The sequence below is a fragment of the Streptacidiphilus sp. MAP12-16 genome (assembly GCF_041262165.1).
Lineage (GTDB): Bacteria > Actinomycetota > Actinomycetes > Streptomycetales > Streptomycetaceae > Streptacidiphilus.
On the sequence record NZ_JBGCBY010000004.1, the window covers coordinates 140,684 to 163,178 of the forward strand.

The following is a 22,495-nucleotide window of genomic DNA, read 5'->3' on the forward strand; positions in this document are numbered from 1 at the left end:
GCAGCTCAGACCGGCAACCAGGCCCGGGCGAGTCATTCCTGCAGCCAGGCGCGGATGCGCTTCTCGCACTCGGTGACCGCCGCCAGCGAGCAGTGCTCCTCGCGGGTGTGGGCCAGGTTCGGGTCGCCCGGGCCGTAGTTGACCGCCGGGACGCCGAGTGCCGAGAAGCGGGCGACGTCGGTCCAGCCGAACTTGGCCTGCGGGGTGGTCCCGGTGGCGGCGATGAACGCGGCCGCGGCCGGGTGGCCCAGGCCCGGCAGCGCGCCGGGGGCGGAGTCGGTGATGGTGACGTCGTAGCCCGCGAAGACCTCGCGGACGTGCGCCTCGGCCTGGGCCTCGGTGCGGTCGGGGGCGAAGCGGAAGTTGACGGTGACGGTGCAGCTGTCGGGGATCACGTTCCCGGCGACGCCGCCCTCGATCCGAACCGCGTTCAGGCCCTCGTGGTATTCGAGGCCGTCGATGGACACCAGCCGCGGCTGGTAGGCGGCGAGGCGCTCCAGCACCGGCGCGGCCTTGTGGATGGCGTTGTCGCCGAGCCAGCTCCGGGCCGAGTGCGCCCGGTGGCCGCCGGTGCTGACGGTGGCCCGCATGGTGCCCTGGCAGCCGCCCTCGACCTGGGCGTTGCTGGGCTCCATGAGGACCGCGAAGTCGGCGGCGAGCCAGTCCGGGTGGTTGCGGGCCAGCCGGCCGAGGCCGTTGCGGGTCGCCTCGACCTCCTCGCAGTCGTAGAACACGAAGGTCAGGTCGCGGTTGGGGTCGGGCACCGTCGCGGCGATCCGCAGTTGCACGGCGACCCCGGCCTTCATGTCCGAGGTACCGCAGCCGTAGAGCAGGTCGCCCTCCACCCGGGAGGGCAGGTTGTCGGCGATCGGTACGGTGTCGAGGTGCCCGGCGATGAGCACCCGCTCGGCCCGGCCCAGGTCGGTGCGGGCCACGACGGCGTCGCCGTCGCGGGTCACGGTGAGGTGCGGCAGGGCGCGCAGGGCGGCCTCCACGGCGTCGGCGAGGACCCGCTCGTCGCCGCTCACGGAGGGGATGTCCACCAGCAGCGCGGTGAGCTCCCCACCGGTCAGGGAGAGGTCGAGGACGGGCGTGGAGACGGGCGTGGAAGCCGTGCCGGGGGCACCGGCGGCGGCGAGGCTGCGAGTCATGAAAAGCCAGGTTACGGCCTCGGGCCGGACCGCCGCCTGAGCGGGTGGGGCGAGGACCGGACTGACCACGCGGCCGTCGGAGTCGGTAGGGTGCATCGAACATGCGAGGAGGAACCGGCCGGTGAGCCTGAAGTCGATGATGGACTCCGCCGAGAGCGCACCCGTCCGGCGGCGTCGGCGCGGCTGGCTTGGCTGCCTGCCGCTGGTGCTGGCACTGGGACTCGTCGTCGCTGTCGGGTTGTACCTGAACCAGCACCGCGACCTGCTGCCCATCCCGGTGGTCGAGGGCTGCCAGGTGGACAGCCAGGACGGCGTGGTCTCGCTCTCGGTCCAGCAGATGGACAACGCGGGAACGATCGCCGCCGTGGCCCTCTCCAGAAACCTGCCCGAGCGGGCCGTGACGATCTCGCTGGCCACGGCGATGCAGGAGTCGCGGCTGCAGAACCTGGCCCAGGGAGACCGCGACTCGATCGGCCTGTTCCAGCAGCGCCCGTCGCAGGGCTGGGGCACCCCGGCGCAGATCGGCGACCCGGTGTACTCCACGAACAAGTTCCTCGACAAGCTGGTGCGGATCGACGGCTACGCGCAGCTGCCGCTGACCGTGGCGGCGCAGGACGTCCAGCACAGCGGCTTCCCGGACGCCTACGCGGCGCACGAGGCGGACGCCAAGACCCTGTCCGGGGCGCTGACGGGCCGCGTACCCGCAGCGCTGACCTGCACCGTCAACGGGGTCGGTGCGGCCACGGCCGGTGCGGTGAGCTCGGACGGGCTGCAGCCCGGGGCCGACGCCGTGGCGCAGCGGCTGACCAAGGAGTTCGGGCGCACGGCGACGCCGCAGGCCGTCCCGGCAGCGGCCTCGTCCTCCGGGTCGTCGTCGGACTCGTCTTCGTCGTCTTCGTCGTCTTCGTCGGCCTCTGCCTCGCCGACGGCGGGCCTGCACCTGGAGGTGACCCCGAGCGCCGGCTCGGGTGCGCTGCAGCAGGGCTGGGCGGTCGCCCAGTGGGCCGTGGCGCACTGCCAGGACCTGCACATCTCAGCCGTGCAGTACGGCGGCAAGGCCTGGCGCAGCTCGGCCTCGACCCAGGGCTGGCAGTCCGCCGGCACGTCGGCGCAGAGCGGTGTGGTGCAGATCACGGTGGCCGCACGGTAGACCCCGAGCGGGTTAACCCTGGCGTGGCGTGTTGACGTCACGGCTGCTCGGACGGCCCAGTCCGGCGGTCCGATGCGAAGACCCTGTGTGCGTCTTGCCAGCCTTGGGAAAAGCGCGAGGAAACATTCCTGCAATACGCCGATCTATGTCCAGAATATCCGCATATGTCGGGGAAAAGATTATGCGATGTTTAGGAATTCTTTACCCGGGCGAACCGCAACCTTCTTGCTCCTGGCGCGGTAATCACCACGTCCGCCTGGCGGACGGGTCTTGTCCCCATCTCCACTAGGAGCACCATGTCTCTCCCCCTCTCGCGCCGGATCGTCCAGGCCGCGTTCCTCGTCGCCGCCGGCGCCGTCCCCGCCGTCACGGCGGGCGTGGCCTCCGCGGCGCCGGCGCTGCCCAACATCCCGGACCTGGGTGGGCTCAGCCAGCTCGACACCGCAAGCCTCGGCAACCACGTCCAGGACGCCGCGCACCAGGCCGGCCGACTCACCGGCAGCAGCGCGGGCAGCACTGTCGCGGGTGCCATCCCCACGGTCGCCGACGCCACCGGCGGAGCGGCGGGCAAGGCCATTCCCGAGGCGAACCGGGTACTCGGGTCCACCGCGGGACAACTGGCCCAGGCGGCGGGCTCCACCACCTCCGCCACCGGCGCCCTGTCCGGTGCCACCCGGGCCATGCCGGCCGGCGCGGCCATGCAGCAGGCCGGCACCACCCAGTCGGGCACCGACTCGGCGCCGGTGCAGGCAAACGTCAACCCGGGCAACGCCGCACCCAGCAGCCCGCTGTCCTCGCTGCCGATCAACAGCCTTCCGGTGCAGTCGCTGCCGCTCGGTGCGGCACAGTCCGCCCTCGGCCACGTCTCCGAGCTCGGCGGCGCCACCGGTTCGCAGCGCCTCGGCGGCCTGCCGGGCCTGGGCAGCGGCTCGCCGCTGGGCACCCTGACCGGCCTGCTCGGTGGCGCGGGCGGCCTGACCGGCGGCGGTCTCCCGATCGGATGACCGGACGCGGCTGAAGAAACATGACGGCGGGGCCGGGAAGCTCTCCAGCTTCCGGGCCCCGCCGTCTGTCCGCTCTGCGGAGCTGCGCCGCTCAGCCGCCGAGGCGCTGGACCGCCGCGCGCACGCGCTCGTCGGTGGCCGTGAACGCGACCCGGACGAACTGCGCACCGGCCTCGCCGTAGAACTCGCCGGGCGCGACCAGGACGCCATGCTTGGCCAGGTCCGCGACCGTGTCCCAGCAGGGCTCGTCCCGGGTGGCCCACAGGTACAGGCTCGCCTCGGAGTGCTCGATCCGGAAGCCGTACGCCTCCAGCGCTCCGCGCAGGGCCGACCTGCGGCGGGCGTAGCGCTCGCGCTGCTCGGCGACGTGCGCGGTGTCGGCGAGCGCGGCCACGGTGGCGGCCTGCACCGGCGCGGGGACCATCAGGCCGCTGTGCTTGCGGATCTCCAGCAGCTCGCCCAGCACCGCCGGGTCGCCCGCCAGGAAGGCCGCGCGGTACCCGGCGAGGTTGGAGCGCTTGGACAGCGAGTGGACGGCCACCAGGCCGTCGTACGAGCCGCCGCAGACATCCGGGTGCAGCACCGAGACCGGCTCCGCGTCCCAGCCCAGCTCCAGGTAGCACTCGTCGCTGACGACCAGGACACCGTGCTCCCGCGCCCAGGCGACGGTACGGCGCAGCTCGGCAGCAGTCAGCACCCGCCCGGTCGGGTTGGACGGGGAGTTCAGCCACAGCAGCTTCAGCCCGGCGGGGTCGAGCTCCCAGGGGTCGTCATAGACGACGTAGTCAGCTCGGGCCAGGCGTGCGCCGACCTCGTAGGTCGGGTAGGCCAGGCGCGGGTAGGCCACCCGGTCGCCAGGGCCCAGACCGAGCTGGGTCGGCAGCGAGGCCACCAGCTCCTTGGAGCCCACCAGCGGCAGCACATGGTGGTGCGTCAGGCCGCTTGCACCCAACCGGCGCTCGGTCCAGCCGACAAGGGCGTCCCGCAGCGCGGGGGTGCCCCAGACGGTGGGGTAGCCCGGACTGTCGGCGGCGGCGCTCAGCGCGGCCTGGACCAGCTCGGGCACCGAGTCGACCGGGGTGCCGACGGAGAGGTCCACGATGCCGTCAGGGTGGGCGGACGCGGTCGCCTTGTACGGCTCCAGTCGGTCCCAGGGGAAGGTCGGAAGGAGGTCCGAGACGCGGCGCGCCGCCCCTCGGGAGAGGGACGGCGCGGCGGTGCTGTCGTGCACGTTGCTCACAGGATCACTGGTTCTGCGGCGGGAGCGCCGCGATGAACGGGTGGTCCTTCTCGATCAGGCCGAGCTTGGAGGCACCGCCGGGCGAGCCGAGGTCGTCGAAGAAGTCGACGTTCGCCTTGTAGTAGTCCTTCCACTCGTCCGGAGTGTCGTCCTCGTAGAAGATGGCCTCGACGGGGCAGACCGGCTCACAGGCACCGCAGTCCACGCACTCGTCGGGGTGGATGTACAAGGACCGCTTGCCCTCGTAGATACAGTCGACGGGGCATTCTTCGATGCAAGCCTTGTCCTTGACGTCGACACAAGGCTGCGCGATGACGTAGGTCACGCTGACGTTCCTCCTCGTAGGGGCTGGCATTCGCGCAGGGGAGCGCGGCGTCGTCGATGCCCGCCTCTAGTATCGCCGTTTCAGGACGGCGGTTGCACCGGAGGTGGCGGGTATGGCGGACAACACTATCGGACATGGCCGGGCAGAGATCCACATTACCCACGCTGACCTGGGACGACGGGTGTCCGCCCGGCGGATTCTGGAGATCGCGGAGGGCCGTCCGGTGTTCGGCGATGTGGTCGGTGTGCTCACATCGTGGGACGGCGGGGTGCTCACCGTCGTCGACCGGACCGGCGCGGCGGTCCAGATCAGGGAGAACGCGCTGGTCGCGGCCAAGGCCGTGCCCCCGGCGCCGGTCCGCAGGGGCCGCGGAGCGGTGGCCGCGCACCGCGCCGTGGGCGCGCCCGAACTGCAGCGGATCGCGGGACGCGGCTGGCCCGCGACCACCACCGAGCCGCTGGGCGCGTGGACGCTGCGGGCCGCCGCCGGGTTCACCCGACGCGCCAACTCGGTGCTGGTCAGCGGGGACCCCGGGCTCCCGCTGGACCAGGCCCTCGAACGGGCCGTCGACTGGTACCGGGAGCGCGGCCTGCCGGTGTACCTGCAGATCACCACGAGCGAGGCCCGCGAGGACACCGACGACGCGCTGGACGCTGAGCTGGCGGCACGCGGCTGGACGGTCGAGCAGGCGGCCCTGCTGCTGACCGCACCACTGGCCCCGGTGGTGGACTGCGTTCCCACCGTTCCCACCGTTCCCACCGCCGCCTCCACCGCCACCCCCCACCACGTGCTGCTCAGCCGCGAGCCGGGCGACGCCTGGCTCTCCCGCTACCACCACGTCGCCGACCCGGCCCGGGCGCGGGTGGCGCGAGCCGTCCTCGGCGGCGGCCCGTCGGTGTGGTTCGCCACCGTCCCCGGCCCGGAGGGCGAACCTGCCACCGCGATCGGGCGCTGCGTGGTGGACGGCCGCTGGGCGGGCTTTGGTGCCGTCGAGGTCGGCTCCGACCAGCGCCGACGCGGCCTGGCCGGCGCGGTGATGGCCACCCTTGCCCGCGCCGCCGCGGACGAGGGCGCCGACCTGGCGTACCTGCAGGTGGAGCCGGACAACGACGGAGCGCTCGCCCTCTACGACCGCCTCGGCTTCTCCACGCACCACCGCTACCACTACCGCCGCTCGCCCTCCTAGAAGGGCGCTGAAGGTCTGGGCCGGGCTCGCAGCGGGCGCGTCCGGGCCTGATGCGGCCTCAGCCCGGCTGAGGCCGCATAGAATCCCCCGCGATGACCGAGCAGAGCAGAGAGCGGTTCGCCGCCGAGGCACGAGGCGATTCGCCCGACCTCGCTCTGCTGTGCCTGCTCATGGGCTTCGAGACGGACCTCGACGACGCCGAGGGCGGCATCGACGCCTGCCTCGTGCCCGCGCGCCGCGCCCTGGACCGGCTCGCCGCGCTGACGGCGACGGCCTTCCGCAACACCCGGTGCCCCTCACCGGCCGAGACCGCCGCCCTGCTGGCGGGTGCCCTGGCCGGTTCGGCGGACCTCCGCGGCGGCCCCGGCGCGTACCGGCGGCTGGAGTCCTCGCTGCTGCACCAGGTGCTGCGGCGCGGCCGCGGCCTGCCGATCACCGTCTCCGTGGTCTGGATCACCGTCGGCCGGATGCTGGACCTGCCGGTGTACGGGGTGGCCCTGCCTGGCCACTTCGTCGTCGGCGTGGGCGACCCGGACGGCGAGTACGTGCTCGCGGACCCCTTCCACGGCGGGCAGGTGCTGTCCCACGAGGAGGCCCAGGGCATCGCCGCCGAGGCCGGCCACCCGCTCGATCCCGGCCTGCTGCGGCCCGCCGAACCACTGGACACGGTGCTGCGGGTGCTCGGCAACATCCGCGCCTGGGCCGCCGCCCGTCCCGAGCAGGCCCGCACCCAGCTGTGGGCCACCGAACTGTCCCTGCTGCTGCCCCGCCACCCCGCGCAGCTGCGGCTGGAACGCGCGGAACTGCTGGTGAAGACCGCGCGCTTCGTGGAGGGCGCGAAGGAGATGGACTCCTACGCGGAGATCCTCGACGCCTTCGACCCGGAGTCGGCGGCCAGGGTCCGGCTGGAGGCCAAGGCGGCCAGGCACCGCCTCAACTGACGACCGGCCACGGCACCTGACGAGAGGCCACAACACCCTGCCTCCGCTCGGATCGCGGACGGCTGCTAGCGTCGCACCGGTGTTGCACCCCCCGCAGTCCGTCGTCGCGCCCGCGCCTGCCCGGAGCGCGCCAGTCGTGCGCGCCTGGTGGCAGCGGGTCCGGGTGCAGGCGTGGGGGCTCGCGGGAGTCTTCTTCGCCCTGTACTGCGTGCTGTCGGTGCGTCGGCACCAGCGGATGCAGTCTGCCGGTTTCGACCTGGGGATATTCGAGCAGGGCATCCGCGCATACGCGCACGGCCATGCGCCGGTCACTCTGCTCAAGGGCCCCGGATTCAATCTGCTGGGCGACCACTTCCACCCGCTGCTGGTCGTCTTCGCCCCGTTCTACCGGCTCTTCCCCTCCCCGCTGACGCTGCTCGTCGGCCAGGCCGCGCTCGCCGCGGTGGCGATCGTGCCGCTGGTCGGCTGGGCGCACCGGGTGCGCGGGCCGAAGGTGTCGGCCTGGATCGGGCTGGCCTTCGGCGCCTCCTGGGGCATGGCCGAGCTCAACCACTTCGACTTCCACGAGGTCTGCCTCGCCGTCCCGCTGCTCGCCTTCGCGCTCGCCGCGGCCGGTCAGCAGCGCTGGAAGGCCGCCGCCGGGTGGGGACTTCCGCTGCTGCTGGTCAAGGAGGACCTGGGGCTGACCCTGGCTCTGCTCGGCGGCTACATCGCCTGGAAGGGCGTCGGCAGGGGGCCGAAGCGGCTCGGCTGGGCGCTGGTCGCGGTGGGCGTGCTGGGCTCGGCGCTGGAGATGCTGGTCATCCTGCCGTCGATGAACGCCCATGGCAGCTTCGACTACTGGAACGAGATAGCCAGCGGCAGCACCCAGGCGTCGGTCCACGCGAACACGCCACTGCAGACGGTCCTGCACACCTTCTGGCCGCCGGAGAAGTACGGCACGGTCCTGATGCTGCTCGCGCCGACGGCGTTCGTCGCGTTGCGCTCACCGCTGGTGCTGCTGCTCCTGCCGACGCTCGGCTGGCGCTTCGTCTCCGCGAACCCGCACTACTGGGGGACGCTGTACCACTACAACGCCACCCTGATGGTGATCGTCTTCGCCGCCGCGATCCACGCGCTGGACCGTGACCGCGCCGTGCTGCGCGGACGGTTGCTGCGCTGGCTGTGCGCGGCCAGCGCGGTGTTCACGGCGGTGACCGTGCCGATATACCCGCTGCACGAGGCGTTCCTGCCACGCACCTGGACCACGCCCGCGCAGGTGGGTACCGCCGCCGCGATCATGGCCCGGATCCCGGACGGCGCGGGCGTCGCCACGTCCAACCGGCTCGCCGCGCAGCTCGCGGGACGCACCCAGGTCAGCCTGATCTGCAGCGAGGCACCGCCGGCCGCACCGCCCGAGTGGGTGCTCCTGGACGCCACCGACCCCACCGAGTGGCCCTGCCCGATGCCGAGGATGGCCGCCGAGGTCGCGGCCGACCAGTCGTCGGGGCGCTACCACCTGATCACCCGTCAGGACGGGATCACGCTGCTGCGGCGCAGCGACCGGTAGCCCCAGCAGGGTGCTGAAGAGCTAGGCCGGGCAGAGGCCGACCGGGCTCAGAGCCAGCCCTTCTCCCGCGCTATCCGGACCGCCTCGGCGCGGTTGCGGGCTCCGGTCTTCTGGATCGCGGCCGAGAGGTAGTTGCGGACCGTGCCTTCGGACAGGTGCAACTGCCGCGCGACCTCCGCGTTGGCCGAGCCGTCCGCGGCAGCCGCGAGGATGTCCCGCTCGCGGGAGGTCAGCGGGTTGGCGCCGTCCGCCAGCGCGGCGGCGGCCAGTGTCGGGTCGATGACCCGCTCGCCCCGCAGCACCCGGCGCACGGCCTCGGCGAGCTGCGCGGCCGGGGCGTCCTTCACCAGGAAGGCGTCCGCGCCGGCCTCCATCGCGCGGCGGAGGTAGCCGGGGCGCCCGAAGGTGGTCAGGATCACGATCTTCGTCTGCGGGCTCTCCCGGTGCAGCAGCGCCGCAGCCTCGATGCCGGTCATGCCGGGCATCTCGATATCCAGCAGCGCCACCTCCACCTCGTGCGCGAGCGCCGCCGCGACCACCTCGTCACCGCGGGCCACCTGCGCGACCACGTCGATGTCCCCCTCGAGCCCGAGCAGCGCGGCGAGCGCCTCCCGGACCATCCCCTGATCCTCCGCGAGCAGCACTTTGATCACGGGAGCACGGTACCGGCCACCGAATCGTCCGCACGCACGACCGGCGCGCGCAGCGGCACCGACGCGCGGACCCGGAAGCCGCGGCCGCGCTCTCCGGGGCCGGCCTCCAACCGGCCCTCGGCGATCTCCAACCGCTCGGCCAGGCCGGTGAGGCCGTTGCCGTGGCCACGCCCGTGGCCCGCGTGCCTGGCGCCCACACCGTCGTCGGCGACCTCCAGGCGCAGCGACCGGCTGCCGTCGTTCTCCATGAACTCGGCGAGACGCACGGTGCAGTGCTTGGCACCGCTGTGACGGACGACGTTGGTGACCGCCTCGCGCAACGCCCAGCCCAGCGCGCCCTCCTCGTCCGGGCCGAGCCCGGGCTGCTTGTCCGCGATGGCGGGGTCGGTGTCCACCTCGATGTCGGCGGCGGTCAGCGCCGTACGGGCGGCCGCGATCTCGACCGCGAGCTTGGGACGGCGGTATCCGCCGATGGCCTCGCGCACGTCCACCAGGGACTGGCGGCTGACCTTCTCGATGTCGGCGACCTGGGCGCGGGCCTCCTGGTAGCGCTCCTGGTCCAGGAAGCGCGAGGTCAGCTCGGTCTTGAGGGTGATCAGCGAGAGCGAGTGGCCGAGCAGGTCGTGCAGGTCACGGGCCATCCGCAGGCGTTCGTCGGAGGCGGCGAGCGCCGCCACGGCCTGCCGGGCCTCGCGCAGCTCCTGCATGGTGCGGACGAGTCGCTGCAGGCCGGTCATGCCGGCGCCGCCGAGGAAGGCGGAGATGGTGATCGGGATCAGCGCGGCCCGGTCGGTGTGCAGCAGCTCCCCGGTGCCGACGACCAGGGCGGCGATCAGGCCGACTCCGTAGATCGCGAAGCGCGACGGGAGGATCACCCCGGCGGACACGGCGGTGTAGCTGTACAGGGCGAGCCAGCTGTCGCCGAGGGTGAAGCAGCTGACCACGGAGATGACCAGCATCGTCGCCAGGGCGACCCCGGCCCCCGGGTTCCACCGGGCGGCCTGGCCCAGCGCCTGGCGGTGCAGCACCAGGACCCCGTAGCAGCCGAGGAACACGGCCAGCAGGATCCAGCCGACTGCGGTGGCGGCCGATGAGTGCACACCCGACGTCAGATTGGTGACCGGATAGGCGAGATACACCATCCACAGCGTCATCCAGCACAGCTTGACGAACATCTGACGGCGGTTCTCCGGTGCCATGCCGATGTGCACCGCCCCGGGCTCTCTCATCCCGATCCTCCTTCACGCTGCGGTGACCGTGCCGGGCGGAGCTTGCGCTCCGCCCGGCAGGGTGGTGCCGACGACCGGTCAGGCCTCCTTGCGGTCCCGCTGGTAAAGCCAGGCGGCGAGGCCGACGAAGACGGCCAGGTAGGCCGCGGCCGCGACCAGCTGCTTCATGTCGACCGAGGCCCCGGCCTGGGCGATCCGGCCGAGCTGGTTGTAGATCGCGACCGGGGTCCACTTGGCGAAGTCCCCGAACGATCCGCTCAGCGGGAACCAGGTTCCGCCGAGCAGCACCATGCCCATGTAGCAGATCATGACGATCGGCTGGACCGAGTCGGGCCCGGCGGCGTAGCCGATGGCAACACCCAGGGCGGCGAAGACGAAGCCGCCCACCCACAGCGTCAGGCCGAGGGCGATCCACTCCACCGCGGAGAGCTTGACGCCCTCCAGAAAGCCGAAGAGGAAGACCGCGAGGATCGCCGGCAGCGTGGCGGCGGCGACGGCGGCTATCTTCGCCACCACGTAGCCCCAGCTGGGCAGCGCGGTCAGCCGCAACTGGCGGGTCCAGCCCGACTTCCGCTCCAGCGAGATCCGCTGCGCGTTGCCGGTCAGCGCCGCGCCGACGGTGCCCAGGGTCGCCATGGAGACCATGAAGTACGCCTTGACCGAGACCCCGCTCAGGTCGCTGGTCTTGCCGTAGGCGGTGAGCATCAGCGCGTACAGGGCCACCGGGTAGATCACGGTGAAGAACAGGTAGCGCCGGTTGCGGAGGACCCGCATGATCTCCAGCTTGATCAACGTGGTCATCGCGCGGTCTCCTTGTCGAGCGAGGCGGACTCGTCGGCGGCGTCCTGCTCGCCGGTGATGGCGATGAACGCCTGCTCCAGGCCCACGCTGGTGACCTCCAGGCCGCGCGGATAGAACCCGGCGCGGTAGATCGCGGCGACGGTGGCGTCGGAGTCGTTGCTGCGGATGCGGACGGTGTGGCCGCTGATGTCCAGCCCGGACAGCTCCGGCAGGTTGTTCAGCAGCGCCAGGTCCGGGGTGCCGTCGTCGGGGTGCAGATCGAAGGCGATCTTGCGCAGCCCGGCCCTGGCCTTGATCTCGGCGGCGGTGCCGTCGGCGATCAGGCGGCCCTTGTGGACCACCAGCACCCGGTCGGCGATGGAGTCCGCCTCCTCCAGGTAGTGGGTGGCGAACAGGACCGTGCGGCCCTCGTCGGCCTGCGCCCGCATCACGGACCAGAAGGCCTGACGAGCCGTGACATCCATACCGGTGGTGGGCTCGTCCAGGACGATCAGGTCGCTGTCGCCGGCCACCGCGAGAGCGAAGCGGACCCGCTGCTCCTGGCCGCCGGACAGCTTGTCGACCTTGCGGTCGGCGATGTCGGTGATGCCCGCGGACTTGAGGACGTCGTCCACGGAACGACCGCGCGGGTGGATGCCGCAGGCGAAGCTGACGAGCTCGCGCACCTTCACGTCCGGCATCAGGCCGCCGCTCTGCAGCATCACGCCGACCCGGCCGTCGACGATGGCCTGGCGCGGGGTGCCGCCGAAGAGGGTGACGCTGCCCGAAGTCGGCTCGCGCAGGCCCAGCAGCATGTCGATGCTGGTGGACTTGCCCGCGCCGTTGGGGCCGAGGAAGGCCACGGTCTCGCCCGGATGCAGCACCAGGCTGATGTCGTTGACGGCCTTCACCGTGCCGAAGGTCTTGCTGACGTTGCGGAAGGCCGCGACCTCCCCGGAGCCCGGACCTGTCCGGTCCGCCCCCGTGATCTGCTCTACGGAAGTACTCATCGCTTCGGCCGCTCCCTCGTGGTTCTGCTCGAACTGTCGTCCTGCTGACAGTTCCAAGGTTCGCCGACCGGGACCTGCCGCAGGCAGTGCCACAGCTCCAGAGCCCCGCATGACAGATGTCATGCGGGGCTCGTGCGGTGCTCATCCCGGGCTCATCCCGGGCTCATCCCGGAGCCGTCACCGGGAGGTGACCTCCAGCAGGCCCAACGACCGCTTGAGAAAAGCCACTTGGAGCAGCAGCAGATTCTCCGCCACCTCCTCCTGCGGTGTCATGTGGGTGACCCCGGACAGCGGCAGCAGCTCGTGCGCCCGACCGGCCGCGAGCAGCGCCGAGGACAGCCGGAGGGTGTGCGCGACCACGACGTTGTCGTCCGCGAGGCCGTGGATCAGCTGCAGCGGCCGGCGCAGCTTCGGTGCGTCGGCGAGCAGCGAGTTGGCCGCGTACACCTCGGGCCGCTCGGCGGGGTGGCCGAGGTAGCGCTCGGTGTAGTGGGTGTCGTACAGCAGCCAGTCCGTCACCGGGGCACCGGCGACGGCGGCGTGGAACACGTCCGGGCGGCGCAGCACGGCCAGCGCGGCCAGGTAGCCGCCGTAGGACCAGCCGCGGATGCCGACCCGGGTCAGGTCGAGCGGGTGCTCGTCGGCCAGCGCCTGCAGGGCCTCGACCTGGTCGTCCAGAGTGGTCCCGGCGAAGTCGAAGGCGATGGCCTTCTCCCAGGCGGGGCTGCGTCCCGGGGTGCCGCGCCCGTCCGCGACCACGACGGCGAAGCCCTGGTCGGCGAACCACTGCGAGGTGAGGTGGGCGTTCTGCGCCGCCAGCACCATCTGGCCGTGCGGACCGCCGTAGGGGTTCATCAGCACCGGCAGCAGGCCGTCGCGCTCGCGGTCGTAGCCGGTCGGCAGCAGCACGGCCGCGGGGATGCGGCTCTTGCCGGCCAGGGTCAGCACCGGACGGGCGGTGAGCACCGGGGTCTCGGCGTAGGAGGCGATCCGGGCGACCTCCTCGCCGTCCCGCAGCACCCGCACAGCGGCGCCGAACCGGTCGAGTGCGGCGGACGCCAGCACGGTCACCGCGCCGGAGCGGACGCCGGAGTGGTAGCCGGCCTCCTCGCTGACCCGCACGATGCCGCCGTCCGCCACGCGGTACAGGTGCACCTCGCCGAGTTCGGGATCCGCGTCCTCCCCGGCGGACGCAGCGATCAGCACATCCTCGTCCCCGACGTCCAGCACGGCCCGTACGTGCAGCGCCGACGTCGTGAGCACCCGGTCACCGACGGCGAGCACCCGTGCTCCGCCCTCGTCGGCGATCCGCACCAGCCGCCCCTCCGCGGTCCAGGCGGGAACGCCGTCGTACGGCTCCACCCACATGTGGTCCTCTTCTGCATGGACCGGGGTGGTCGCGCCCGTGTCCGGGTCCACCGCCAGCGTCAGCTGGGCGCGCTGGTCCCGGGTCTGCACCAGCAGCAGCGGCGGGCCGCCCGCCGACCAGTGCACCCGGGCCAGGTACGGGTACGCCGCCCGGTCCCAGTCGACCTCCACCCGGTCACCGTCCAGGCTCAGCACCGCGACCGTCACCTCGGCGTTGGCGGTGCCCGCCTTCGGGTAGGCGACCTCGGCGGCGGGGCGCTCCGGGTTGGCCGGGTCGGCGATCCACCAGCGCTGCACCGGAGTGCTGTCGACCCGGGCCGCCAGCAGCCGGTCGCCGTCCGGGGACCACCAGAAGCCGCGGCTGCGGTCCATCTCCTCCTGCGCGATGAACTCGGCCTGCCCCCAGGTCACCTCGCCGTCCTCCGCACCCGAGGGCCCAGCCAGCGCATGGTCGCCGCTCCCGTCCGCCGCGATCACCCGCAGCTCGCCGCCGGTGTTGGCGTACGCGATGTGGCGTCCGTCCGGGGACGGCCGGGGATCGAGCACGGGCCCGCGCGCGGGAAGTTCCCTGGCGCCGTCCCCTGCCCCCGGCATCAGCCCGGTGGCGAACAGCCGACCGGAGAGTACGAAGGCGGCCAGCGTCACCTCGGCGTCGGTCGCGTAGGCGACGACCCCGGCCGAGCCCTCGCGACTGCGCTCCCGGCGGGCCCGCTCCTCGGCCGACAGCTGTTCCTCCCCCGCGCCGAGCAGCGCGGCCGGATCGGCGGCGACTCGCTCGGATGGAGCACTGCCCTTCGGAAGATCCAGAACCTGGAGCAGGTTCGCCCGTTCGGCCCCTCCGGCCGAGCGCAGGAAGACGACCCTTCGCCCGTCCGGGGAAACGCTGAAGGACCTGGGCGCGCCAAGGGTGAAGCGCAGTGTCCGCGAGTACTGGCGAGGGAAGGAGATCTGCGTGGTCATGCCCCGACCCTATGGCGACACCGACGGCCGCGGAGCCTGGCAAACGTCAACCCGGCTTCGCTCGCCCGTTCGGGCCCCTGGCTGGGACGACGCCACGACGCCACGTGCGCCCCGGTCGTGCGCCGATGCCCCGGCATATGCATGATGACGGAAAGTGACACCAACGTCACTCTCTGGGTATCAACGAACTGTAGGGCGCACCGCGCCCAGGAGCCGGGCGTCCCCGGCGCCGATACCCGCCCCATCCTCCGGTGCGGAAGTCCCCGCCGCACCGCCGCTGAGAGGTGAGTCGCGATGGTTCTGCCGATTTCCGCCGCCGTCCTGATGCTGATCATCGTCATCCTGCTGATCCGGCGCTCCGGACTGAAACTGTGGCACGCCTTTGCCTGCACCCTGCTGGGGTTCTATCTCGCGTCCACCTCGATCGCCCAGCCGATCCACACGCTCACGACCAACGTCGCCGGGATGATCTCCGGCATCAGGATCTGAGCGACAGCCGGTCGGCCCCTGCCCGTACGCTGACCCCATGACAGCCCAGCCTGACGCCCCCTCGGCGGCACGCCGCCTGCTCCTCGTCCACGCCCACCCCGACGACGAGTCGATCGGCAACGGCGCCACCATGGCCCGTTACGCCGCCGAGGGTGCCCACGTCACCCTGGTCACCTGCACCCTGGGCGAGGAGGGCGAGGTGATCGGCGAGGAACTGGCCCATCTCGCCGCCGACCGGGACGACACCCTCGGCGTCCACCGCATCGACGAGCTCGCCGCTGCGATGCGCGAACTGGGCGTGAGCGACCATCGCTTCCTGGGCGGCCCAGGCCGCTACCGCGACTCGGGAATGATGGGCGTGGACAGCAACAAGCGCCCGGACTCCTTCTGGCAGGCCGACCTGGACGAGACCGCGAGCCACCTGGTCGCGGTGACCCGTGAGACCCGCCCGCAGGTCCTGGTCACCTACGACGAGAACGGCGGCTACGGCCACCCCGACCACATCCAGGCCCACCGCGTAGCGATGCGGGCGTTCGAGCTGGCCGCCGACCCGGAGTACCGCTCGGACCTCGGCCCGGCTCACGCCATCGCCAAGGTGTACTGGAACTGCATGCCGTTCTCGGTGCTCGAGGCGGGCTTCGCGGCCCTGCGCGCGGCCGGGCGGGAGTCCCCCTTCCCCGGCATCGCCGGCCCCGAGGACGTGCCCGGCGTAGTAGCGGACGAACTGGTCACCGCGGCGGTGGACGGTACCGCCTTCACCGCGCTCAAGGGCGCGGCGATGCGGGCGCACGCCACCCAGATCGCGGTGGACGGCCCCTTCTTCTCCCTCTCCAACGACCTGGGCCAGCCGATGCCCGCGACCGAGTACTACCGGCTGGTGCACGGCGAGGCCGGGCAGCGCGGGACGAACGGCTGGGAGACCGACCTGTTCGCGGGCCTCCCGCTGCCGGAGCGGGCCGGCGCGGCCGCCCCTGCCGCTCAGGAAGGAGCGTGACGCGATGAGGCACCCTCAGGACCGGCTCGGCCGGGCGACCGTGCCCGCGCCGCGCTCCTCCTCGCCCGGTCCGGTCCAGGGCCGGACCGCGCTCGGCCACGGGGCCAGGGGCATCGCCTACGTACTGCTCATCCTGCTCGGCCTGATCGTGGGTCTCGCCGGGTGCTTTGTCCAGGCGCTCTGGTTCCCCGGCGGCCTGCTCCTGTCGCTGGGCGGCGCGTTCGCGCTCTTCCACGGCGGCCGGGTGCTGACCGGCACCCGCCTGGGCGCCGCCCTGCCCGCCGCCGGCTGGTTCGCCATGCTGCTGGTCGCGAACTCCCCCCGCCCCGAAGGGGACTTCCTGCTGACGGCCGGACTCGGCTCGTACGTCTACCTGCTGGGCGGAATGGCTCTGGGCGTGATGTGCGCCACGCTGCCCTCGCCGCTGCCGACGCACTCCCGGCGGGACGACTCACGGCGTTGACCGGGATCGTTCTCCCCCTGGCAGTACCGCCCAGATCAGGACAAAAGGGACCAATCCGTGTCCTCGGTAGGCATGCCAGAGCACCTGCGGCACCAGTAAGGTGGTGCCTCGACAAACGGGGGCGGTATCGACGGGGCGAGCCAGTCCCCCGAGATACGGCCCGCACCAGACGGCCCGCAACACGGCCCAGATGCCGGACCCCAAAGGCGGCGGAGGCTGCTGTCCTTCCGAGGAGCTGCCCGCCCACCGCGCACACTGCGCGGGACCGACGATCCACAACCGCACCCTCGTCCCACAGACGATGGAGCGAACCGGAGCAGACGCAGTGAGCCGAGAATCTGACAATACGTCGCCGATGCCGCCCCGCCCCGGTGGGGACGCGTACCCATCAGGCACTCCGCCGTACGGCGCTCCCAGCGACCCAGCCTTCTCCCGAGCCGGGCAGAACGGCACGTCGCAGGAGCCTCCGGCGGAGGAGCCGCGCACCGAGCAGACGCTCACGACCCGGATCCGCATCAACATCCCGGGTTCCCGGCCCATCCCGCCCGTCGTCGTCCGCAGCCCCATGCCGACGGCGGGCAGCGGCAACGGGCCGGAGCGCGCGGACGATCCCGCCGTTCCGGGGAACCCCAGGCACCGCTCCGACACCGGCAGCTCGCCCGTGCTGGGCGTGATGGACTCCAGCAACGGGTCGGCGACCATGCCCGAGCTGCCGATGGAGTGGCGCACCCAGAGTGCCGCCGCCACCCCGGCGGCGCCCGGCGCGGCTTCCGGCCCGGCCGGCGAGGCCGAGGCCCCCAGCACCTGGTTCGCGCCGCGCAAGAAGGGCTCGACGGCGTCGCCGTCGGCACCCGAGCCGGCCGCCGAACCCGCACCGGAGCCCTTCCGCTTCGAGCCCCCGGCCTTCGAGCGCCCCCCGTACGACCCCGCCACCGCGCAGGCGCCGTTCCAACCCGTCTACCAGCAGCAGCCCTACGGCACGCCGCAGCCGCCGATCGCGCCCCAGGCCGCCACGCAGGCTCCGCCCATGGCGCCCGCACCGCCCCCCGCACCCGCCGCACCGTCAGGTCGCCGGCAGCCCCTCGCGCCCCGTCCCACCCCGGCTCCCGGTACGGGCATGGACGCGGGCTTCGGCAGCGGCATTGGGCGCCCGCCCGGCATGAACGGCGGCCTCAGCGTCGGCGCCGCCGACGCGCTGGAGTCCACCGCGGCGATGCCGATGTTCCGCGATCCGGCACCCACCTCGGCACCGACCTCCGCCCCCGCAGCTGCCCCTGCCCTTGTCCCCGACGGCTTCGCGGGCGGCACCGGCGGCGCCGGCGCCCCGCCGCGCAAGCCCGGCGACGCGGCGGCGGCCGCACCGGCGACGACGCCGGCCGCCGCGGCCCGCAAGCCCGCACGCGGCGGCCGCAGCCGCAAACTCCTGGTGACCGGCATAGGCGTGCTGGTCCTGGCCTCGGGCGTGGTCTACGGCGCCGGCCTGATGCTCAATCAGGCCGATGTACCCAAGGGCACGACCGTCCTCGGACAGAACATCGGCGGCGACACCCGCGACGCGGCCGTGCACACTCTGGACGGCTCCGTCGGCGTGCTCGCCACCCAGCCGCTGCAGCTCGTCGTGGGCGGCAAGAACGTCCAGCTCAACCCCTCCGTGGCCGGGTTGACCATCGACACCACGGCCACCGTGCAGGGTGTCGCCCACCACAGCTACAACCCGGTCGCGGTGGTCGACTCCCTCTTCGGCGGCAACCACGCGGTGGCCCCCGTGGTCAGGATCGACCAGGACAAGCTGCGCTCCGCACTCCAGCAGCTCGCGGGCAGCGCCTCCGGCGGAGCGCGCGAGGGCAGCGTCCACTTCGACGCGGACGGCACGATCGTGCCGGTCCTGCCGCAGACCGGCCAGACCCTGGACGTGAACGCCTCGATGGCGCTGGTCCAGCAGGCCTACCAGGACCGTGCCGCGGGCCTGCCGGGCAAGCCGGTGAGCCTGCCGGCGACCACCCTGCAACCGAAGGTCACCGCCGCCGCCGTGCAGGCCGCCGCCGACTCCCTCGGCAAGTGGGCCATGGGCGCCAAGTTCAAGGTGGTCGTGCACGGTGTCACGGTGCTGTTCGGACCGAAGACCTTCAGCAAGTCGCTGACCCTGCAGGCGGACGCCGGCGGCAAGCTGGTGCCGTCCTTCGACCTGACCAAGCTCCAGGACGCCTACGCGGGCCAGTTCGACGGACTGAAGATCAACCACAACGGGGTGCCCGGCCCGGTCACCCCCCAGGACGTCGCCACCGCCCTCACCCAACTTCTCAGCAAACCGGGCGGCTCCCACAGCATCACCCTTTAGCGCACTATCCCGCGCTTTGTCGATCCGCCGATGGGCCATTCTTGAGGCCGGTACCTCTTACAGGTACCGGCCTCAATGCGTGGTATGCCGTGCGCTAATCGTTTGTGACGGCTGGGTTACGCGACCCGCCCGCGGTGGAAGAGTTCTGGCGACCGAGTCCGCCAATTGTCGGAGCCGAAGAAATCCGACGTTCAACCAACGCACCTATGTGTCTCCTATGTCCGAAATAATAGTGTACGCAGTACTAGCGTCCTGATTAGGTGTGATGACCCATCAAGAGGCTTTCACTGTCCGGATTCCGGACGTCTCTGACGCAAACTGTTTCGCTCAGCAAAACTGCATGTCACCAACCCAAGTGGTGGCAGCCGTAACGGACATCCGCTAGGTTGAGTCATTACCTGCCTTTAGAGCGTTACCAATCTTTGATCCGCATCCTGTCGACACAACCTGCTCGTCGCATCAAGATGCTCTCAAGCCGTACCAGCAAATAATTCGTCAGATCAGCCGACAGACCGGAGAAGTCACCGGCGCCACAACCCCCGGGGGGTGATGCGCAGGGGAACAACGCCGGACAACCTGTCACTTTCGGGAGTGGGGAACAGATGACCAGAAGGAGCCTTCGGGCCGTCCAGGGCGCAGCCCTCGTCGCGGCCGGCGCCATGGCGCTCAGTGCCTGTGGAAGCAGTGGCACCAAGCCCGCCACCAAGGTGGCCGCCGACTACGCGTACGGCTCCATCCCCGCTCCCTCGTCCACGGTCAAGCCCGGCGGGGTTCTGCACATCGCCGAGGACACTGGCGCCGGCCCCACCTGGATCTTCCCGATCACCCCGGGCGCGCAGTCCTCTGTCTACGACATCAACCAGTTCCAGTACCTGAGTTGGCGGACGCTCTACTGGTCCCCCAAGGGCGCCACCCCGGACTGGGACTACTCCCGCTCGATGACCGACGGCAAGCCCACCGTGTCGGCCGACGGCAAGACCTTCACCATCAAGCTCAACGGCAAGTACACCTGGTCGGACGGCTCCAAGGTCTCCGCCAACGACGTGCTGCTGGACTTCTACCTGTACAGGGCCGGTGTGAAGGAGAGCGCCGCCAACGCGGGCAACTACACCCCGGGGCAGTTCCCGGACAACGTCACGGCCGCGACCGCCGTGGACGACCAGACGGTGACCTTCACCTTCGACAAGGTCTACAACCCGGACTGGGTTCTCGGCACCGAATTCGCACAGCTCATTCCGCTTCCTGCGAAGGCCTGGGCGAAGTCCTCCGCCACCGGCGCGACGCTGGACTTCACCAAGCCGGCCAATGCGAAGGCGATCTACGACTTCCTGGCCGCCCAGTCGAAGAACCTGGCGACCTACGCCACCAACCCGCTGTGGCAGGTGGTGGACGGCCCGTACAAGATCAGCACGTACAACTCGTCGACCAACGCGACCAACTTCGTCGCCAACACCGCGTACACCGGCGAGGGCAAGCCGAACATCTCCGAGCTCGACTTCCTGGCGTACACCTCGCCCACCGCCGAGTTCAACGACCTGCAGACCGGCAAGCTCGACTTCGGCTACGTGAAGTCGGACAACTGGCCGCAGCTCGACAAGCTGAAGGCCAACAACTACAACGTCTACGGCCTGCCGGACTTCGGCTTCGGCTACATGTACTTCAACTTCAAGAACACCACCAACGGCTGGGACAAGGCGATCAACCAGCTGTACGTCCGTCAGGCCTTCGCGCACCTGCAGGACGAGGACGCGGAGATCAAGGGCATCTACAAGGGCCTGGCAGCGCCCGCGTACGGTCCGCTGGGCGTGGCGCCCAAGTCGCCGTATACCCCGGCCAGCGCGCTGACCAACCCGTTCCCCTACTCGGCGGACGCCGCCAAGAAGCTGCTGACCGACCACGGCTGGACGGTCGTGCCGAACGGCACCACCACCTGCACCAGCCCCGGCACCGCTGACAACCAGTGCGGCGCGGGCATCACCAAGGGCCAGAACCTGGACTTCACCTTCTACTACACCAGCACCCCGAAGTCCGAGGGCCAGATGGTCACCGCGTTCGCCGGGAACCTGAAGCAGATCGGTGTCAACGTCACGCTGAAGACGGACACCTTCAACAACATCATCCAGAACCAGAGCGTGGTGAGCTCCCCGAAGCTCGACAACACCTGGGGCATGGCGGCCTTCGGTGGCTTCACCGAGAACATCTACCCCTCGACCATCAACCTGTTCAACACCGGTGGCTCGTACAACCAGGGTGGCTTCTCGGACAAGAACATCGACACCCTTATCAACAACTCGATGCTCTCCACCGACTCCAGCGCGCTGGGCAAGGAGATCACCGCAGTCGACGCCGCCCTGCCGGGCATCTTCCAGCCGAACGAGGACCGCGTCTACGCCTGGAGCCCCAAGCTCTCCGGCTCCACTGACTCCTTCGCGGCGAGCACGCAGTTCATGCTGAACCCCGAGGACTGGTACTTCACCAAGTAGTCAGGGAGGCCGGGGGCGGCGGCCACACGGTCCGCCGCCCCCGGCCTCCGGTTCCGTTCCTGGCCCACTCGGTTCCCCTGGAGCCGAGTGGGCTGCGCAGCACCCGGGCACGGATGTGCCGGTGCTGCCCTTCCTCCCCAACGAAACACTACAGAGGAGGAGATTCCGGACATGGCCGGCTATCTCATCCGACGCCTGGGCACAGCACTCATCGTTGTCCTCGGCATCGTCCTGGTGACGTTCCTGATGCTGCACATCATCGCGCCGTCACCTGCCCTGACCATCCTGGGCGCCAAAGCCACACCCGCGGCGATCAAGTCCTGGAATCACGAGCACGGCTTCGACCGGTCGGTGTACGCGCAGTTCGGCACGTACCTCAGCAACCTGCTGCACGGCAATCTGGGCTGGTCGTTCAAGCTCAACCAGCCCGTGACGAACCTGTTCCTGGAGAAGGCCCCGCTCAGCGGCTTCCTCTCCGGTGCGTCTCTCATTGTGGCAGTAGCAGTGGCCCTCCCGCTCGGCATTTATCAGGCCGTGAAGCGCAACAGCCTCGGCGACGTCTCCGCCACCGCGCTGGCCATGATCTTCTACTCGATGCCGACCTTCCTGGTCGCACTGCTGCTGATCCAGGTCTTCGCGCTCAGCCTCGGCTGGGTCGACGCCAACGTGCCCCAGGACCAGTCCCTCAGCGGCGCGCTGGGCCAGTGGTGGCAGCTGATCCTGCCGATCGTCGCCCTCGCGACCACCGCCGTGGCCTCGTACTCGCGCTACCAGCGCTCGGCCTCCCTGGACGTGCTGGCCCAGGACTACATCAAGGTCGCCCGCGCCAAGGGCCTTTCGGACCGCCTGGTGTACTCCCGGCACCTCGTCCGCAACGCCTCGCTGCCGATGATCACGCTGATCGGGCTCTCGCTCCCGGTGCTGATCGGCGGCAACATCCTGATCGAGTACGCGTTCAACATCAACGGCCTCGGCCTGCTGTTCGTGAACTCGCTGTCCGGTGACGACTACAACGTGCTGCTGGCCTACACCCTGATCACGGCCATCCTCACCGTCGTCGGCAACCTGGTGGCGGACATTTGCCTCACCCTCTCCGACCCGCGCATCAAGCTGGTATGACGATGAAGCAGATGACGACCCATCAGATGATGCCCCTCCCCCTGTCGGGCCCGACCGAGGAGT

The 22,495-nt window shown here is 71.1% G+C and carries 19 protein-coding genes; 11 read left to right on the forward strand and 8 right to left on the reverse strand.

Translation table 11 applies throughout. The annotated features are described in order from the left end of the window. Positions 1 to 32 precede the first annotated feature (32 nt). Positions 33 to 1,151: a succinyl-diaminopimelate desuccinylase gene (dapE, locus tag ABIA33_RS06385; protein ID WP_370078007.1), complete on the reverse strand. Its 1,119-nt coding sequence runs from the start codon at positions 1,149 to 1,151 to the stop codon at positions 33 to 35. 121 nt (positions 1,152 to 1,272) lie between these two features. Between dapE and ABIA33_RS06390 the strand changes: the two genes are divergently transcribed. Beyond that, complete coding sequence (locus ABIA33_RS06390) at positions 1,273 to 2,301, forward strand: hypothetical protein (RefSeq protein WP_370078008.1); 1,029 nt, start codon at positions 1,273 to 1,275, stop codon at positions 2,299 to 2,301. Between the two features lie 296 nt (positions 2,302 to 2,597). Then, entirely contained in the window at positions 2,598 to 3,305 is a 708-nt protein-coding gene (locus ABIA33_RS06395; RefSeq protein WP_370078010.1) for a hypothetical protein, read from the forward strand. 91 nt (positions 3,306 to 3,396) lie between these two features. On the opposite strand, the gene dapC is transcribed toward ABIA33_RS06395, so the two are convergent. After that, positions 3,397 to 4,536, reverse strand: coding sequence for a succinyldiaminopimelate transaminase (dapC, locus tag ABIA33_RS06400; RefSeq protein WP_370078397.1), 1,140 nt, complete (start codon positions 4,534 to 4,536; stop codon positions 3,397 to 3,399). A gap of 13 nt (positions 4,537 to 4,549) precedes the next feature. Continuing rightward, the gene (fdxA, locus tag ABIA33_RS06405) at positions 4,550 to 4,870 is read right to left on the reverse strand and encodes a ferredoxin (protein WP_030257703.1); all 321 of its coding nucleotides are present in this window, start codon (positions 4,868 to 4,870) and stop codon (positions 4,550 to 4,552) included. Between the two features lie 112 nt (positions 4,871 to 4,982). Here fdxA and ABIA33_RS06410 point away from each other — a divergent pair, with 112 nt between their 5' ends. The 3 genes from ABIA33_RS06410 to ABIA33_RS06420 all read left to right on the forward strand — a co-directional run bounded on the left by ABIA33_RS06410 (position 4,983) and on the right by ABIA33_RS06420 (position 8,546). Next, positions 4,983 to 6,056, forward strand: coding sequence for a GNAT family N-acetyltransferase (locus ABIA33_RS06410; protein WP_370078012.1), 1,074 nt, complete (start codon positions 4,983 to 4,985; stop codon positions 6,054 to 6,056). A gap of 92 nt (positions 6,057 to 6,148) precedes the next feature. Continuing rightward, positions 6,149 to 6,997 (forward strand): transglutaminase family protein, encoded by an 849-nt coding sequence (locus ABIA33_RS06415; protein ID WP_370078014.1) that lies wholly within the window; start codon positions 6,149 to 6,151, stop codon positions 6,995 to 6,997. A 79-nt stretch (positions 6,998 to 7,076) separates the two neighbouring features. Next, positions 7,077 to 8,546 carry a DUF2079 domain-containing protein gene (locus ABIA33_RS06420; RefSeq protein ID WP_370078016.1) on the forward strand — a complete coding sequence of 490 codons (1,470 nt, stop codon included), beginning with the start codon at positions 7,077 to 7,079 and terminating at the stop codon, positions 8,544 to 8,546. Positions 8,547 to 8,593: 47 nt separating this feature from the next. Here ABIA33_RS06420 and ABIA33_RS06425 read toward each other — a convergent pair whose 3' ends face one another. From ABIA33_RS06425 to ABIA33_RS06445, 5 genes are all read right to left on the reverse strand, one after another. Continuing rightward, positions 8,594 to 9,199, reverse strand: a complete 606-nt coding sequence (locus ABIA33_RS06425; protein WP_370078018.1) for a response regulator — start codon at positions 9,197 to 9,199, stop codon at positions 8,594 to 8,596. Further along, entirely contained in the window at positions 9,196 to 10,428 is a 1,233-nt protein-coding gene (locus ABIA33_RS06430) for a sensor histidine kinase (protein WP_370078020.1), read from the reverse strand. Before ABIA33_RS06430 ends, ABIA33_RS06425 begins: the two co-directional genes overlap by 4 nt. A gap of 78 nt (positions 10,429 to 10,506) precedes the next feature. Continuing rightward, positions 10,507 to 11,229, reverse strand: a complete 723-nt coding sequence (locus ABIA33_RS06435; protein ID WP_370078022.1) for an ABC transporter permease — start codon at positions 11,227 to 11,229, stop codon at positions 10,507 to 10,509. Next, entirely contained in the window at positions 11,226 to 12,218 is a 993-nt protein-coding gene (locus ABIA33_RS06440) for an ABC transporter ATP-binding protein (RefSeq protein WP_370078024.1), read from the reverse strand. Before ABIA33_RS06440 ends, ABIA33_RS06435 begins: the two co-directional genes overlap by 4 nt. A 177-nt stretch (positions 12,219 to 12,395) precedes the next feature. Beyond that, positions 12,396 to 14,546 (reverse strand): alpha/beta fold hydrolase, encoded by a 2,151-nt coding sequence (locus tag ABIA33_RS06445; protein WP_370078026.1) that lies wholly within the window; start codon positions 14,544 to 14,546, stop codon positions 12,396 to 12,398. Between the two features lie 294 nt (positions 14,547 to 14,840). Between ABIA33_RS06445 and ABIA33_RS06450 the strand changes: the two genes are divergently transcribed. The 6 genes from ABIA33_RS06450 to ABIA33_RS06475 all read left to right on the forward strand — a co-directional run bounded on the left by ABIA33_RS06450 (position 14,841) and on the right by ABIA33_RS06475 (position 22,432). After that, on the forward strand, positions 14,841 to 15,035 hold the full coding sequence (locus ABIA33_RS06450; RefSeq protein WP_370078028.1) for a hypothetical protein: 195 nt from the start codon (positions 14,841 to 14,843) through the stop codon (positions 15,033 to 15,035). 37 nt (positions 15,036 to 15,072) lie between these two features. Then, on the forward strand, positions 15,073 to 16,029 hold the full coding sequence (gene mshB, locus ABIA33_RS06455; protein ID WP_370078030.1) for an N-acetyl-1-D-myo-inositol-2-amino-2-deoxy-alpha-D-glucopyranoside deacetylase: 957 nt from the start codon (positions 15,073 to 15,075) through the stop codon (positions 16,027 to 16,029). 4 nt (positions 16,030 to 16,033) lie between these two features. Beyond that, the gene (locus ABIA33_RS06460) at positions 16,034 to 16,492 is read left to right on the forward strand and encodes a DUF6113 family protein (RefSeq protein ID WP_370078032.1); all 459 of its coding nucleotides are present in this window, start codon (positions 16,034 to 16,036) and stop codon (positions 16,490 to 16,492) included. A 355-nt stretch (positions 16,493 to 16,847) separates the two neighbouring features. Continuing rightward, entirely contained in the window at positions 16,848 to 18,830 is a 1,983-nt protein-coding gene (locus ABIA33_RS06465) for a hypothetical protein (protein ID WP_370078034.1), read from the forward strand. Positions 18,831 to 19,432: 602 nt separating this feature from the next. Beyond that, positions 19,433 to 21,313: an ABC transporter substrate-binding protein gene (locus tag ABIA33_RS06470; protein WP_370078036.1), complete on the forward strand. Its 1,881-nt coding sequence runs from the start codon at positions 19,433 to 19,435 to the stop codon at positions 21,311 to 21,313. A gap of 171 nt (positions 21,314 to 21,484) precedes the next feature. Further along, complete coding sequence (locus tag ABIA33_RS06475) at positions 21,485 to 22,432, forward strand: ABC transporter permease (protein WP_370078038.1); 948 nt, start codon at positions 21,485 to 21,487, stop codon at positions 22,430 to 22,432. The last annotated feature ends 63 nt before the right edge of the window (positions 22,433 to 22,495 follow it).